Origin of the sequence: Streptomyces sp. MBT65 (assembly GCF_016612545.1) — a bacterium.
In the GTDB taxonomy this organism is placed as follows: domain Bacteria; phylum Actinomycetota; class Actinomycetes; order Streptomycetales; family Streptomycetaceae; genus Streptomyces.
Genome location: NZ_JAENRY010000382.1, coordinates 1 through 13,496 on the forward strand (window position 1 = coordinate 1; position 13,496 = coordinate 13,496).

Sequence of the window (13,496 nt, forward strand, 5' to 3'; positions counted from 1 at the left end):
AGTGAGGACCCACCGCCCTTGCGCCTGCCCGCAATACTCCCGGCTCCCGCCCGCCCCCACCGCCCCTCCGCGACGGAGGTGATCGTGAATGGCTGACCGCCTCCTGACCGTCGCCGAGGCCGGCGAAATGCTCGGCACGGGCGAGCGCTTCGTCCGTCGCCTGATCGCCGAGCGCCGCATCCGCTACGTGAAGCTCGGCCGCCCGGTCCGTGTCCCCGAGAGCGCGATCGCCGAGTACGTCGAGGCGCGCACCGTCGAGCCGGTCCGCCGTGTCCGTACCCGCTACGGGAAGGCCGCCTGATGGCGGGACGCAAGCCGCAGCGGCGGCGCGAGTTCGGCACGACCCGCAAGCTCCCCTCCGGTCGATGGCAGGCCCGCTACATCAGCCCCGACGGGCAGCGGCACACCGCCCCGGAGACCTTCGAGACCAAGTCCGACGCCCAGGAGTGGCTCAACCTCACCCGCGCCGACATCGAGCGCGACGTGTGGCGTGACCCGGACGCGGGCGCGGTCAACTTCGAGAAGTACGCGCTCCGTTGGAAGGAGGAGCGCGGTCTGGCCCCCACCACGCTCGACCGCTACGACGGGCTGCTGCGCCTGCACATCCTGCCGACCTTCGGTGGGAAGGACCTGGACGAGATCACCCCGCCGTCCGTCCGCACGTGGCGTGCCGAGCGCCTGAAGGCGACCGGCGCCACCACGGTCGCCAAGTCGTACCGCCTGCTGAAGGCCATCCTCCAGACGGCGGTCGACGACGACCTCCTGCGCAGCAACCCGTGCCGCATCAAGGGCGCCGGCAAGGAGGAGGCCGACGAACGCCCCACCGCGACCATCGAGCAGGTCTTCGACCTCGCCGACGCCATGGGCCCGCGCTGGCGCCTGATGGTGCTGCTCGGTGCCTTCGCCTCCCTCCGCCCGGAGGAACTGGCCGAACTGCGCCGGCGCAGTGTCGATCTCGCCGCAGGTTCCCTGCGCGTCACGCAGGCTTCTCCGGAGCTGACCAACGGCAGGCGCGTCACCGGCGACCCCAAGACCAAGGCGGGCAAACGCACCGTCTACCTGCCGGACTTCGTGCTCCCGGAGCTGCGACGTCACATGCAGTGGTTCGCGGAGAAGGAGGTGGACGGCCTCCTGTTCATCGGCGAGAAGGGCGCCCCGTTCCGCCGCTCGACCTTCGGTCGGAAATGGCGCAAGGCGCGTACCAAGGTCGGGATGCCGGACAACTTCCGCTTCTACGACCTCCGCCACACCGGCAACACCCTCGCCGCCGACACCGGCGCCAAGTTGAAGGACCTCATGGTCCGCGCCGGCCAGTCCTCGGAGCGGGCCCAGCTGATCTACCAGCACTCGACGGCGAAGCATCAGCAGAAGCTGGCGCAGGGGATTGACGTCGAGGTGCGCGCACAGCTCCGCGAAGCCTCGCCAAGATCACAGCGAGATGCTCGCGAGGCATGAGCCTCTCCGGCCCCCCATATGGAGGACCGGCTCTTCAGTCGGTCCTCCCCGGCGGGAGGCAGCAAGACTTGCCCCTACCGCCCTGGTCCTGGTCTCGCGCCCTGGACCAGGACTGCGTCGTAAGCCTGCTGGCGGGCTCAATGATCATTGGAGTGCGCAGCAGCCCTATGCCGCTTTGGTCCTGCCTCTCCGTACTTCCTGTAGCGTCCTGAAGCGCACAACTGGGATGCTGGGGGTAGAAGATCCCGCGAGAACTGGAGGGAGTGGACCATGGCGTACTCGACTCGTATGGCTGCGGCTCTCTCCGGGGCAACCACTGGGCAACTGCGCTCATGGCGGCAGGACCGAGGCAACGGTCCGATTCTCTGTCCTGAGCTCGCGGCCAAGCCTGCTCTCTACTCCTTTCGGGACGTCCTGGCCCTACGCGCGTTCGCGATCCTTCGGCAGGACGTGTCCCTGCAGAAGATCCGCAAGGCGCTGGCCACACTGAAGCGATTCGGTGAGTTCGAGCACCTGTCCAGCTACTCTCTGGTGGCTGAGGGCGACTCCATCGTCCTTGTGGGCCACGACAACGACGACCACGCAACAGACCTCGTGAAGCACCCGGGGCAGCGAGTCATCGCGACGATGGAGGACATCCTCCAGGAGTTCGCGCCCCGCGCCGGCGTCGTGGTTCCGCACCTCCTGCGGCCGAAGCAACACGTCAGTGTGGATCCGGAGACGCAAGGGGGGCAGCCGGTCATCACCGGCACTCGTGTCCCGTTCGATGCCGTCGCGGAACTGGTGGAGGACGGCATCCCGCCTGAGAAGATCGCCGACTACTACCCCGGCGTGACAGCGGAGGCCGCCCGCGACGCGGTGTCCTTCGCACTGTATGTGGACAGCTACAGCCCGGGACCGCGCGCTGCCTGATGCGAATTCTCATCGACGAGAACGTCCCGGTGCAGATGCTGGAGATGCTCAGACGGTTGCTCCCCGGGCACGAGGTGCAGCACGTCAGCGAGATCAAGTGGGCGGGGAAGAAGGATCTTGCCCTCCTCCCCGACGCCGCGAAGAGAGGCTTCGAAGCCTTCCTCACCAAGGACGGGCGTCAGCTGGAAGACCCGTTGGAGACGACCGCCATCAAGAAATCCGGCATGCACCACATCCGGTTTAGCCACGGTCACAAAGGCATGGCCGGCCTGGGGCTGGCCATGGGTGCTGTGATCGCCGCCATGCCTCTGATCATCCGTGAACTCGACGCGGCGGAAGGCCAGCAACTCGTCCACATCAAAGGTCTGAACCCCGGCAGCAAGCAGCGGTTCGATCTGGTTGACCCTGTCAAGGAACCGCCTCGCTATTGGCCGCGATAGTCACGTCCGTCGACGCTGCTCGAACGATCTTGGCTGCAAGTTCCACGTCGCATCAACTCCCCAAATGCGCAAGTTACTTGCTCTGCGACGGCGGTATCAGATGGTACATACTGCGACTCCGCACCACATGAGGCACAGCTGAAGCGGGGGGATTTCGGGTGGAGTCGTACGACTTACGTCTGCAGCGCTGGGCAATGCGTTTATGGGCTCGCCACCGTCTCTGGCTCAGGAGATCTGCCCAACAAAGCGGTTGGGCAGGACTACGTAAGAGAGAACTGGACGCGGCCCTGGGAAAGCTGAGTATCCCGTTGGAGGAAGCCGCAAGAGTCCGCGGCGTGCTCAGCTCATGGCATCCGAACTGGGTGGCCTGTGCGCTCGGTGTTGTCGGGGGCTGGATTGCCGCGTGGGCGGGTTGGCGTCTCTCGGTGGTATTGGCGGAGGTCGGTGTCTCACGTCTGCACTGGGCCTGGGGCATGCGGGCGATGGCCCACCTCCGATGGACGGCCAAAGAGGAGAACAGCGCGGCCTTGGACCTCATCGACTGGATGGTCATGCTCGCGGTCATGTCTGGCGTGATCGTCTTGCCTGTGTTTTGGGCCATGCGATGGAGCTCGACGGCTCGCTACCGCCTCGTCCTGGGAGTGATCGATGCGGTCGTGGTCGGAGCTAAGGTACGCGCTGCGCCTCGTGGCAGGGGCCGATCCAGGGCACTGCGGCAGCTGGATCAGAGCTGTCGGCATGTCGAGAAGCGCCTGTTCAAAGTGCACAGCATCGCCGGCTCGGTTTCGCGCCGCTCCTCCAGGCTCCGGCTGATCAAACGGCATGCTGCGTTGGTCGCCGGAGCCCAGCGTGTGGCGCTGCATCAGGTGGACGTCGACCCGGAGCCCGCGCTGACTGAGTTGGCGCGGCTGCAGCTCGTTATCGCCGAGAACCATCTGTACGGCCGACAGGCAGCGCTCTTGCCCGCCGAGCTGCTCCAAGGTGTCCGGCCCGTGTCCCGCCTACGGAACACCTGGCGCGAGTCAGCCCACGTCGCCACGGCGATCTTCGCGGCCATGACTGCCGCAGTCGGCGCCGCGCGCGTTCTGCCATCGATGGGCGTGGGAGAAGACGTGCGTCCGTGGCTGATCCTGGGGGCGGCGGTTCTCGCCGCGACGTTGGTGGCCGGCTGGGGTCGGGTCACCCGCGTCCTCGAACTGTTTCCTGCCTGACGTGGAGCCGCTCGGCTTAGCGCTTCCGCGTTAACCGTGACCCAACTCTGGCTTTGCGTATGTGACTTCGCAGGCATGTCCGACGGTAGTGGCCCAAGTCACACGAAATGCGTCTCAGTATCCGAGACGCTCAGTGTCCGTGATCCCCGTAATGACGCCTGAGGGTCACAGATGGGGTGCCCCACCTGCACTTAGGGCACGCGGAGGGCACGCCACCCCCAAATTGGACTAGACAACAAAGAACCCCCGGGTCATCGACCTGGGGGTTTCAAATGGAGCGGGTGACGAGAATCGAACTCGCACTCTCAGCTTGGGAAGCTGATGTTCTACCACTAAACTACACCCGCGTGAGACGCCGGTTGAACCGGTGTCGGAACGCTCTGTCACTGTACCGCATGTCGGGTCCCCGGTGCTGGGGCCGCGGGGGCCCGGTCGTGTTTCGGAGGGCGGACAGGGCTGCGGGGGGCCGGAGTTGGGGCGTACGGTGGAGGCGTGGAAGAGGGTCTGGGTGGGACCGGAGTGCCGCCTGGAGAGTCGTTCCTTTCATCCCGTAATGTGGCATTTGGCATCCGGCGAGCAGCAGCCGGACGCGGCTCTTGGGGAAGGGACTCATGGACTTGATGGAGCGCACCGTCGTCCGATGTGCCGATGGGCACGTGTTCAGTACCACGTCGTTCCCGATGCAGCAGGCGGAGCGGCTCGGCCCCGGCCGGCTCGTGCGGTGTCCGCGGTGTGCCCGGCTCCGCAGTGTGGTGCTGGTGACCTTGGAGAAGCAGTAGCGGTGACGCGGTAGGCAGTCGCTGGCGCGCGGGTCCGTCCGATTGTGGTCGGTCCGCGCGTCTTGCGTATCCTCGGGGCGTGCTTCTCTCTGACAAGGACATCCGGGCCGAGATCGACGCCGGGCGGGTCCGGATCGATCCCTACGACGAATCCATGGTGCAGCCGTCGAGTGTCGACGTGCGCCTCGACCGCTACTTCCGGGTGTTCGAGAACCACCGCTACCCCCACATCGACCCGTCGATCGAACAGGCGGACCTGACACGGCTGGTGGAGCCGGAGGGCGACGAGCCGTTCATCCTCCACCCCGGCGAGTTCGTGCTCGCCTCGACCTACGAGGTCGTATCGCTCCCCGACGACCTCGCCTCCCGCCTCGAAGGAAAGTCCTCCCTCGGCCGGCTCGGGCTCGTCACGCACTCCACCGCCGGCTTCATCGACCCCGGCTTCTCCGGGCACGTGACGCTGGAGCTGTCGAATCTCGCGACGCTCCCCATCAAGCTCTGGCCCGGCATGAAGATCGGCCAACTCTGCCTGTTCCGGCTCACCTCACCGGCCGAGTTCCCCTACGGCAGCGAGCGCTACGGCTCCCGCTACCAGGGGCAGCGCGGGCCCACCGCCTCCCGTTCCTTCCTCAACTTCCACCGGACGCAGGTGTGAGCGTGGGCGCCGTACGGGAGAACCTGACCTACGACACGTTCGGCGTCGCCGTGCGCGAACTCGCGCAGACCATCGCCGACGACGGCTACGAGCCCGACGTCATCCTCAGCATCGCCCGCGGCGGTGTCTTCGTCGCCGGGGGCCTCGCCTACGCGCTCGACTGCAAGAACATCAGCCTCGTGAACGTCGAGTTCTACACGGGCGTCGGCACCACCCTCGACATGCCCGTGATGCTCGCCCCCGTCCCCAACGCGATCGACTTCTCCTCCAAGAAGGTGCTGATCACCGACGACGTCGCCGACACCGGCAAGACGCTCAAGCTGGTCCGCGACTTCTGCCTGGACACCGTCGCCGAGGTGCGCAGCGCGGTCGTCTACGAGAAGTCGCAGTCGCTGGTGAAGTGCGAGTACGTGTGGAAGCGCACCGACGACTGGATCAACTTCCCGTGGAGTGTCCTGCCTGTAGTACGTAAGTCGGGGGAGCCGGTCACTCCGTCGAAAGAAGCGATCTGACCTGCACCTTCTCCAGGTCCCTGAGAGAGTCCCTCGCTGGATCGGCGGGGGACTCTCTTGCTGTCCCGATACGCGGGCGATTGCTGGGGTTGCGGTACCTGGCTGCTGTACTGCACGATCCCGGCGGGGGTGATCATGGAGCGGAGTGTGCTGGAGTCGCTGTTGGCCGGTGACGACGAGGCGTCCGTGATCGCTCTGGCCACCCTCCGCAGCGGCGCCACCTACTGGGTGGCGGACCGGGCACTACCCGCAGGCCAGCATGCCGGAGTCTTCAATCGCCGTCTTCGGCGCATGCGGCTGCACGGACTCGAACCTCTTGGGCTGGAACGAGCGGTGCAACTCGTCCGCGAACATGGTCGCCCTGTGCGCACAGGGCTGATCGATGCTGCCGATCGAACATGGATGACCCTGCTCTTCCTCACCGAGGACGGCAGCGCACTGGTGGCCTGTGCCGGCTGGCCGCTGCCGCTGATCAGGAAGCCACCGCTCTAGGGGCGAGGTTGGGCGGTTGAGGGCGCGACCTGGGGATTCCCGTCTGTTCTTGCGTGAGAGTGGCACGGCCCTTCGACCTCTCGTACATGCCGGCTGCGCTGAGGGTCCGGGTAAAGAACGTCCCGTCGCAGTCCGGTGGCAAGCGCCGAGACCCGGCCCTTTCTCTCATGTGTCCGCGCCGTCGGGGGTCGGCAGGAGCGCCGCCAGTTCGGCGTCGTCCGGGCGGTGGACCGCCTCGGCCGCCTTGCGCAGGACGGCGCGGTCGACCTTGTCCGCGTCCGCGATCAGATGCACCACTACGGCGTCGACGGGCACCGCGTATTCGTGGCTGCCGCCTGCCTTGCGGTACCAGGCGTCGCCGTCGTGCTCACAGGTGACCGGCTTGTCCGTCACCTCGCCCAGCGGCTGCTTGGGGCAGTTCTCCGCTGTCAGCCTGCCGTGACCTGCGAAGAGGCCGAACTTGGTGGCACCCTTCTCGGACCGGTACGCGGTGACGAACTCGTCCTCGTACTCGCCGACCGACGCCTGGAACACGCTGTAGCCGGAGACCTTGGTGACATAGACGAGTTCCGGCGCCACGCCCCAGCCGCGCGCGGCGGCGTCGAGGTCGGCGCTGTCGGCGGCCGTCCCGCCGTTCTTGTCCGCGTCGCATCCCGTGAGGAGAACTGGCAGCAGGAAAAGAGGGAGCAGCGCACGCGCGGGTCGCATCATGCCCACACCTTTTCGCATGGACATGCCGCAGGAACAACCGATTTCCGGATTCCCCCTGTGTGGTCCCCTGCGAGTTCCCGCTCGATCGGGCACGCCGGGCACGCTCAGCCCTCGGCCCGACCGGGTGCCGTGAGGTCCACCCATGTCCACGGCTTGTGGTTCCACGCACGCACCTCGCCCAAGACGAGGTCGACAGCCGCCCCGCCAGCGGGCAGCTCCTGCGCGAGGTGCTGCACTCCCGGCTCGCTGCTGCGGCGAATCACCAGTGATCGTTGGAGGAACCGTCATTTCGCGAAGCGAAGCGAAGGGATGTGGGTCGGGGACGAGTCGCCGATGAGTTCCGCCGGCCGGGCCGGTCTACAGGGACGTACGCCATCGAGCCACTGACCGGAGATCCGTCATGACCACTTCCCCGCACCCCGGCCGCATGCTGTTCCTGAACATCCCCGTTGTGGACATCGAGCGCAGCAAGGCGTTCTTCGCCCAGCTCGGGTTCGGCTTCAACCCGAAGTTCGCCGACGAGAGCTCCGCCTGCATGCTGGTCGGTGAGCAGGCCTTCGTCATGCTGCTCAGCCGGGAGAAGTTCGCGGAGTTCGCGAAGCTGCCGCTGGCCGATCCCGCCACGCACACGCTGGCGCTGTACTGCTTCAGCGTCTCCTCCCGCGACGAGGTAGACGCGGTCAGCGCCGCCGCGCTCGCGGCGGGCGGCACCGAGGTGGACGGTGCCGAGGACTACGGCTTCATGTACTCGCGCAGTTTCTACGACCTCGACGGCCACGGCTGGCAGGTCATGTGGATGGACCCGGCGGCGGCGGAGCAGGGCCCCGAGGAGTTCGCGGCCGCCGCGCAGGACACCGACACCCCGGCCTGACCCGCCACCGTGTTCCGTTCGAGTCAGCGGGCCGGGGTCACTTCACGTCGACGTAGTCGGTCCAGCCGCTCGTGGGCAGGGTGAGGCTCGTGCCCGCGAACTCGTAGCGGTACGCGCCGTCCGCCGTCGCCTTCACGGTGGCCCTGGCCCAGCCGTCGCTGTCGGTCCTGAGCTTCTTCAGCGTCACGAAGGGGCCGCTCGTGCCCTTGCGGTACTGGAGCAGCACCTGGTGCCCGATGAGGGGCACGTTCTTGTGCTGCGCCCAACTGGCCACGGTCATCCGGGCCTTGACGCTCAGGTTCTGGCCCTTCTTCACCGGCTCGGGGGTGGCGTCGGTCTGGGACATGTAGGTGGGGCGCTTGATGCGGGCGAAGTAGGCGCCCTCCCCGCGGGTGACGTTGCCGTCGCCGTCGACGGCGATGGGGGCCATGTACCAGAGACCGGCGAGGGAGTTGCTGCGGAGGTTGACGTTCGGGTCGGCGGTCAGGAGGGCCTCGCAGTAGGAGGTGAGTGCGTTGATCTTGTGGCACTGGGCGGACCCGGTGATGACCCCGTCGGCCTTCGCCCGGTCCTCGTCTCCGTGCCACAGTTCGAACGACGCGCTCTTGACGCCGGACGGGTCGCTGACGGTCGCGGAGACCGAGAACACTCTCTTCTGCGCGGCCGTGACGCCGACGGTGTAGTCGCGGTCGTGGTTGACGTCGATGTTCCAGAACGTCGAGGCTGAGTCGTCCTGGGCGGCCCCGGCGGCCGGGGCGGCGAGCGCGGCGACGGCCAGGGCGGCGCTGAGGGCGGCGGCGGTCGCGGTGGCGACGGCGGTGCGGATGCGCATGGTGTGGTTTCCCCCCACGGGTGATGCGTCGAGTGGTGACTTCACCCGCATCAGACAGGGGGGTCGGGAGGGAGGTTGTGCGTGATCGCCGAACCGGCCCAGCACTTCATCCGGGCTTCGCCGGGGGTTGGCGGGAACGCCGGCTGTCGGTCAACTTCCGCCGCGCGCCTCTTCCACTTCCACGCAGAAGGGCTCCCGGTACGGAACCGGGAGCCCTTCATCGTGTCGAGGTCCCTAGAACGTGCCCAGCTTCACGATCGACAGCAGGGCGATCAGTTGGATCGCCGAGGCGCCCAGGGCCTTCGGCCAGGGGAGGTCGTGGGAGCGGCTGACCATCATCGTGAGGAGGGCGCCGGCCGCCACCCACGTGGCCCAGCCGAGGGCCTGGACGAAGGTCGCGTCGCCGCCGAAGAACATGGCGAAGATCAGGCGGGGGGCGTCCGTGAGGGACATGATCAGCATCGACAGGCCGACCGTGGGCTGCCAGGCTCCGTCGCCGCCCAGTTGGCGGGCCAGGGTGTGGGTGACCACGCCCAGGACGAAGGACGACAGCACCATCGCCACGGCCGTGATCAGGACGATCGGGACCGCGTTCGCCAGGGTGGCGCTTATGGCGTCCGCGCGGGCGCCGTCGAAACCGAAGACCGCGAGCAGGCCGTAGAGGAACGTCACGATCAGGGCGGGGCCCCACATCGTGTAGTCCCGCATCTGGAGGAAGGTCTGCTGGGGGGCGAGGACGATGCCTCTCAGCAGGTCCTTCCAGTGCAGGCGGGGGCCGACCGGGCCCGCGGGGGCCTGGGTGGAACCCGCGCGATACGTACCGCCCTGGCTGTACGGGTCCTCCCCTACGGCGAAGGCCTGGGTGCTGCCCGGGTTGTTCGCCGCGTACGGGTCCGGGGTGCCCGGGTGGGCGCCCTGGGGGTACCCGCCGCCGTCGCCGAAGTACTCCGGCTCGTCGCCGTAGGCGCCGTTGCCGCCGTTCCCCTGGGACCACTGCCGGCCGCCGCCGCCCGCAGGGCTTCCGTACTGCGGTTGCTGCTGCGGGTACGGCTGCGGCGCCGAGGGGTAGCCGTACGGCTGTCTCTGCGGTGCCCCCTGGGGTGCCGGGGGTGCCTGCTGCCCGTACGCAGGTTGTTGAGGGCGCGCTTGCGGGGCCCTGTTGTCCCGGCCGCCGCGTCCGATCCTGAATCCAGCCACGTCATCGAACGTACCTGGTTCCGCGGAGACACGTGTCGGGCCGGGGGTTTCGGGTGGGGCTTTGCTGCCGAGCTGTGACATCCCCTAAGGGGCGGGCAGGGAGCCGAACTGCGGCGCCCGCGGTGGTGTTTACGCCGGACGCGGAGCCGTGGGCGACCGTGACCATGCCGGTGTTGGTGGGGGTGCCGAGGTCCAGGTCTCAGTCGAAGGCGTTGCCCGGGGGAGGGGCTGGATGCGGGGGAAAGGGTGGGGTTGCTGTGGTCGTGGGGTGTGGTGTGACCGTTGGGCCACTCGCTTCTCAGCCAGTGTCGGGCTTCCACGGCCCGAGTAAAGGGCGCTCCCTGCGGTCGCGTCGGCTGCGCCGATTCCGCTGCGCTCCACCCTTGACTCGGTCCGCTCCAGCCCGTTTCAGAAGCGAGCGAGCGGCCCTGAGGAACGGGTGGCCGACCTGTGAATACCCTTGCCTGTACTGCGTTGCGGGCCGGAGCGGGGGGATGCGCTCGCGTTTGGCCTGCACGCCGGATTGGCTTAGCGGCTACCGGCCGGGCGGCCGGTGGATGGGTGGGTGCTGGAGGCTGGGGGTAAAACTAACCACCGTCGTGGGCTTTGACTGGTTAGAAATGACCCCAGCTTCCAGAGAGGACAGGGGCGGCGGCGGGACGGGAGGCTCGGGAGGTGAGGGCTGTTGGGGCGGGGGGATGCGATCTCGACGCCCGGACGGTCACCTTTTGCGGATCAGCACCCCAGGCGGAGGATCGCTCGGCGGACGGGGCCACCGGCCGGGCCACCACCCGCCCAGTCAAGCCCAGTTAGGCCCAGTCAGGCCCGGCCCGGGCCTGGACCGACCAACTGCCTCAGGCTCTCCCTCCCTGCCCCGGAGCCTTCCTGCTGGCCTGGAGTCCCGTACGGAAGTTCTTCCCGGCCGTTGGCCGTTCTCGCCCAGCCCGACGTGCCGGCGAGGCGGCAGCGCGCCCCCTCATACGGCCCGGAGCTGGCTGTTGTCCTCGTGGGATTGTGCGTCCCACCCGCCCGGTAGCCGCTGAACCCATCCCGCTTGCAGGCCAGACGCGAGCGCATCCCCCCGCTCCGGCCCGCAACGCAGTACAGGCAAGGGCATTCACAGGTCGGCCACCCGTTCCTCCGGGCCGCTCGCTCGCTTCTGAAACGGGCTGGAGCGGGTCGTGTCAAGGGTGGCCCGGAGGGCCATCGCCGAAGGCGACGCGTAGCGCAGCGGAGCGCCCTTTACTCGGGCCGTGGAAGCCCGACACTGGCTGAGAAGCGAGTGGCCCAACGGTCACGTACGAACAGGCGCTCGCTGTCGCTATGACGTGCAGACGTTCTTGAGCTTGGTTGCTGCCGCGTCGATCTTGCTGGAGTCGGGGTTCGTATCGCCGTTCAGGATCGACTTGTTGTAGTCGGAGATCGCCTTGTCGAGGTCGTCGACCGCCTTGTCGACCTTGTTGTTGTCCGAGTTCGCGTCGATCTTGTCGATGTTCTTGTTGATCGTGTCGATGGATTCGTCGGTCTTGGTCGGGTCCTTCGCCGCGTCGATGCCCGCGTTGTGGATCGCCTTGAGGCTGTCGGAGATGGAGTTCCAGTTCTTGAGGCAGTTCAGGGAGTTGGAGGCGTCAGAGGTGTCCGTGGGGTCGCAGGCCGTGAGGAGTCCGGTGGTCAGGGCTATGGCTGCGGCCGTCATGGTCAGGGTGGCCGTACGGCGGTGGCGGCGGTTGGTGGTCGTGGTCCTGGTCATGGGCGTGTCCTTCTTGGTGAGGTTGGAGGGAGAGACGTTGCGGGCGAACTCGTCAGGCCCAGGGCTCTTCCACTCGCGCCTTGGCGGTCGGCGCGCGTCGGGCCGCGACCAGGCCGCCCGCCGCGCCGATGGAGACCAGGCCCATACCGGCGGCGGTCGCGATGCCCTTGATGCCGTCCATGGAGAAGTAGCAGAACGCGGCGACACCGCCGTTGAAGAGGAACAGGAACCATAGCGTCGACGGCTTCGACAGGAACTCCTTGATCTTCGGCTTCTTCGCGATGCGTGAACCGGTGAGCAGCGAGACGGCGATACCGGCGTAGGTGGCGACGTTCTTCGCCGTGCCGTCCAGCACCGCCCCGGAGGCCGTGCTCGCGGCGAGGCCGCCGACGAAGAACGACCACAGCAGCAGGTTGGCGATGAACGACTTCACGGTGGAGAGCAGCGACTTCACGGGAATTCCTCGGGGGAGTTAGGGGACGTGATCTCTGCCCTCTACGATTCCGTCGCGCGCTCGCCGCCACGAGGGACCGCTCACCCGGATCCATGGTGTAGCGCGCTACACCATGGCGCGGACGGCGGACGGTACGACGACGCCCCGCACCCTCCGGTGAGGATGCGGGGCGTCGTCGTAGCGGACTGGCTGGTTGTTACTTCACCGGCTGGGGCTCCGGGGCGTTCTCCGGTTCCGCGGTGCCTGCCGGGGGTTCGTCCTCCGCCGGGGTCTTGACCGAGTCGAGGAGCAGTTGGGCCACGTCGACGACCTGGATGGATTCCTTGGCCTTGCCGTCGTTCTTCTTGCCGTTGACGGAGTCGGTCAGCATCACGAGGCAGAAGGGGCAGGCCGTGGAGACGATGTCCGGGTTCAACGACAGCGCTTCGTCGACGCGTTCGTTGTTGATGCGCTTGCCGATGCGTTCTTCCATCCACATGCGTGCGCCGCCGGCGCCGCAGCAGAAGCCGCGTTCCTTGTGGCGGTGCATCTCCTCGTTGCGCAGGCCCGGGACGCTCGCGATGATCTCGCGCGGGGGCGTGTAGATCTTGTTGTGGCGGCCCAGGTAGCACGGGTCGTGGTAGGTGATCAGACCTTCCACCGGGGTCACCGGGATCAGCCTGCCCGCATCGATCAGGTGCTGGAGGAGCTGGGTGTGGTGGATGACCTCGTAGTCGCCGCCGAGCTGCGGGTACTCGTTGCCGATCGTGTTGAGGCAGTGCGGGCAGGTCGCCACGATCTTCTTCGCCGACCTGGGCTTCGCCGACTCCGGCACGACCTTGCCGTCGTCGTCCAACTCCTCGCCGAACGCCATGTTCAGGGCCGTGACGTTCTCCATGCCGAGCTCCTGGAACAGCGGCTCGTTGCCCAGGCGGCGCGCGGAGTCGCCGGTGCACTTCTCGTCGCCGCCCATGATCGCGAACTTGACGCCCGCGATGTGCAGGAGCTCCGCGAAGGCCTTCGTGGTCTTCTTCGCGCGGTCCTCCAGGGCGCCGGCGCAGCCGACCCAGTACAGGTACTCGACCTCGGTGAGGTCCTCGATGTCCTGGCCGACGACCGGGACCTCGAAGGCGACCTCCTTGAGCCACTCCAGGCGCTGCTTCTTCGCCAGCCCCCAGGGATTGCCCTTCTTCTCCAGGTTCTTCAGCATCGTGCCCGCCTCGGACGGGAACGCGCTCTCGAACGC

Annotated in this window: 15 protein-coding genes and 1 tRNA gene; 9 read left to right on the forward strand and 7 right to left on the reverse strand. The window is 67.5% G+C overall.

Going from position 1 to position 13,496, the window contains the following annotated elements; translation table 11 throughout:
* Positions 1 to 88: 88 nt before the first annotated feature.
* The 5 genes from JHN63_RS45430 (at position 89) to JHN63_RS45450 (ending at position 4,018) form a co-directional block, all read left to right on the forward strand.
* A complete protein-coding gene (locus JHN63_RS45430) occupies positions 89 to 301 on the forward strand; it encodes a helix-turn-helix domain-containing protein (RefSeq protein ID WP_037706735.1) in 213 nt (70 codons plus the stop codon).
* The gene (locus tag JHN63_RS45435) at positions 301 to 1,455 is read left to right on the forward strand and encodes a site-specific integrase (protein ID WP_200690997.1); all 1,155 of its coding nucleotides are present in this window, start codon (positions 301 to 303) and stop codon (positions 1,453 to 1,455) included. The genes JHN63_RS45430 and JHN63_RS45435 overlap by 1 nt, the downstream gene beginning before the upstream one ends.
* Before the next feature lie 270 nt (positions 1,456 to 1,725).
* Complete coding sequence (locus tag JHN63_RS45440) at positions 1,726 to 2,367, forward strand: DUF433 domain-containing protein (protein WP_037706733.1); 642 nt, start codon at positions 1,726 to 1,728, stop codon at positions 2,365 to 2,367.
* The gene (locus tag JHN63_RS45445; protein ID WP_200690998.1) at positions 2,367 to 2,807 is read left to right on the forward strand and encodes a DUF5615 family PIN-like protein; all 441 of its coding nucleotides are present in this window, start codon (positions 2,367 to 2,369) and stop codon (positions 2,805 to 2,807) included. Before JHN63_RS45440 ends, JHN63_RS45445 begins: the two co-directional genes overlap by 1 nt.
* Before the next feature lie 335 nt (positions 2,808 to 3,142).
* Positions 3,143 to 4,018, forward strand: coding sequence for a hypothetical protein (locus JHN63_RS45450; RefSeq protein WP_200690999.1), 876 nt, complete (start codon positions 3,143 to 3,145; stop codon positions 4,016 to 4,018).
* A 273-nt stretch (positions 4,019 to 4,291) separates the two neighbouring features.
* Here the strand turns inward: JHN63_RS45450 and JHN63_RS45455 are convergent.
* Positions 4,292 to 4,365, reverse strand: a tRNA-Gly gene (locus JHN63_RS45455).
* 511 nt (positions 4,366 to 4,876) lie between these two features.
* Here JHN63_RS45455 and dcd point away from each other — a divergent pair.
* The 3 genes from dcd to JHN63_RS45470 all read left to right on the forward strand — a co-directional run bounded on the left by dcd (position 4,877) and on the right by JHN63_RS45470 (position 6,456).
* Positions 4,877 to 5,452, forward strand: coding sequence for a dCTP deaminase (gene dcd, locus JHN63_RS45460; protein WP_019055444.1), 576 nt, complete (start codon positions 4,877 to 4,879; stop codon positions 5,450 to 5,452).
* Positions 5,449 to 5,964: a phosphoribosyltransferase gene (locus JHN63_RS45465; RefSeq protein ID WP_200691000.1), complete on the forward strand. Its 516-nt coding sequence runs from the start codon at positions 5,449 to 5,451 to the stop codon at positions 5,962 to 5,964. Before dcd ends, JHN63_RS45465 begins: the two co-directional genes overlap by 4 nt.
* Before the next feature lie 147 nt (positions 5,965 to 6,111).
* A complete protein-coding gene (locus tag JHN63_RS45470; protein ID WP_374223003.1) occupies positions 6,112 to 6,456 on the forward strand; it encodes a hypothetical protein in 345 nt (114 codons plus the stop codon).
* A 165-nt stretch (positions 6,457 to 6,621) separates the two neighbouring features.
* On the opposite strand, the gene JHN63_RS45475 is transcribed toward JHN63_RS45470, so the two are convergent.
* Complete coding sequence (locus JHN63_RS45475) at positions 6,622 to 7,167, reverse strand: hypothetical protein (RefSeq protein WP_234478677.1); 546 nt, start codon at positions 7,165 to 7,167, stop codon at positions 6,622 to 6,624.
* Between the two features lie 400 nt (positions 7,168 to 7,567).
* Here JHN63_RS45475 and JHN63_RS45480 point away from each other — a divergent pair, with 400 nt between their 5' ends.
* Positions 7,568 to 8,038, forward strand: a complete 471-nt coding sequence (locus JHN63_RS45480; RefSeq protein ID WP_200691002.1) for a VOC family protein — start codon at positions 7,568 to 7,570, stop codon at positions 8,036 to 8,038.
* Between the two features lie 37 nt (positions 8,039 to 8,075).
* Here the strand turns inward: JHN63_RS45480 and JHN63_RS45485 are convergent, their stop codons facing one another.
* From JHN63_RS45485 to JHN63_RS45505, 5 genes are all read right to left on the reverse strand, one after another.
* On the reverse strand, positions 8,076 to 8,870 hold the full coding sequence (locus JHN63_RS45485; protein WP_200691003.1) for a hypothetical protein: 795 nt from the start codon (positions 8,868 to 8,870) through the stop codon (positions 8,076 to 8,078).
* Between the two features lie 234 nt (positions 8,871 to 9,104).
* Entirely contained in the window at positions 9,105 to 10,148 is a 1,044-nt protein-coding gene (locus tag JHN63_RS45490) for a Yip1 family protein (RefSeq protein ID WP_200691004.1), read from the reverse strand.
* Positions 10,149 to 11,388: 1,240 nt separating this feature from the next.
* Complete coding sequence (locus tag JHN63_RS45495; RefSeq protein WP_234478678.1) at positions 11,389 to 11,817, reverse strand: hypothetical protein; 429 nt, start codon at positions 11,815 to 11,817, stop codon at positions 11,389 to 11,391.
* A gap of 52 nt (positions 11,818 to 11,869) precedes the next feature.
* Complete coding sequence (locus tag JHN63_RS45500; RefSeq protein ID WP_200691005.1) at positions 11,870 to 12,271, reverse strand: hypothetical protein; 402 nt, start codon at positions 12,269 to 12,271, stop codon at positions 11,870 to 11,872.
* A gap of 196 nt (positions 12,272 to 12,467) precedes the next feature.
* The coding region (locus JHN63_RS45505) for a (Fe-S)-binding protein (protein WP_200691006.1) at positions 12,468 to 13,496 on the reverse strand (1,029 nt) is incomplete at its 5' end.

Coding starts and splice junctions, on each gene's coding strand:
- JHN63_RS45430 (WP_037706735.1), top strand. CDS start 89: ATGGCTGACCGCCTCCTGACCGTCGCCGAGGCCGGCGAAATGCTCGGC.
- JHN63_RS45435 (WP_200690997.1), top strand. CDS start 301: ATGGCGGGACGCAAGCCGCAGCGGCGGCGCGAGTTCGGCACGACCCGC.
- JHN63_RS45440 (WP_037706733.1), top strand. CDS start 1,726: ATGGCGTACTCGACTCGTATGGCTGCGGCTCTCTCCGGGGCAACCACT.
- JHN63_RS45445 (WP_200690998.1), top strand. CDS start 2,367: ATGCGAATTCTCATCGACGAGAACGTCCCGGTGCAGATGCTGGAGATG.
- JHN63_RS45475 (WP_234478677.1), bottom strand. CDS start 7,167: ATGATGCGACCCGCGCGTGCGCTGCTCCCTCTTTTCCTGCTGCCAGTT.
- JHN63_RS45480 (WP_200691002.1), top strand. CDS start 7,568: ATGACCACTTCCCCGCACCCCGGCCGCATGCTGTTCCTGAACATCCCC.
- JHN63_RS45485 (WP_200691003.1), bottom strand. CDS start 8,870: ATGCGCATCCGCACCGCCGTCGCCACCGCGACCGCCGCCGCCCTCAGC.
- JHN63_RS45490 (WP_200691004.1), bottom strand. CDS start 10,148: ATGTCACAGCTCGGCAGCAAAGCCCCACCCGAAACCCCCGGCCCGACA.
- JHN63_RS45495 (WP_234478678.1), bottom strand. CDS start 11,817: ATGACCAGGACCACGACCACCAACCGCCGCCACCGCCGTACGGCCACC.